This window comes from Achromobacter sp. SIMBA_011, from assembly GCF_046535435.1.
In the GTDB taxonomy this organism is placed as follows: Bacteria; Pseudomonadota; Gammaproteobacteria; order Burkholderiales; family Burkholderiaceae_B; genus Achromobacter; species Achromobacter dolens.
On sequence record NZ_JAWRWN010000111.1, the window covers coordinates 1 to 372 of the forward strand.

Sequence of the window (372 nt, forward strand, 5' to 3'; positions counted from 1 at the left end):
GTACTGCTTGAAGAACGCAGTCATGTCCACGATCAGGTCGCGAACGACCGGCAACCCGGGCAGCGGACGCAGCACCGTATGGCGGGGGAGATCGTTGAGGTTGGTGATGCAAGCAAGCCCGTTCTTGCGGTTGATGTTCATTGCATCCGAACCACACACGCCTTCACGACACGAACGACGAAAGCTCAGCGTCTCGTCCAGTGCCTTGAGGCGGACAAGTACATCGAGCAACATCCGGTCACTATCGGCAACCGCTATCTCGTACGTTTGCATGTACGGCTTGGGATCCCGGTCTGGATCGTAGCGGAATATTTCAAACGTCCTTGTTTCACTCACGATGTTCCTCCTTTGTGGAACGGATCGCGTATCCGG

The 372-nt window shown here is 55.9% G+C and carries 1 protein-coding gene; it reads right to left on the reverse strand.

What is annotated here, in order from left to right; translation table 11 throughout:
* The coding region (locus SB816_RS30155) for a 2Fe-2S iron-sulfur cluster-binding protein (protein ID WP_410548011.1) at nt 1-336 on the reverse strand (336 nt) is incomplete at its 3' end.
* Between the last annotated feature and the right edge of the window lie 36 nt (nt 337-372).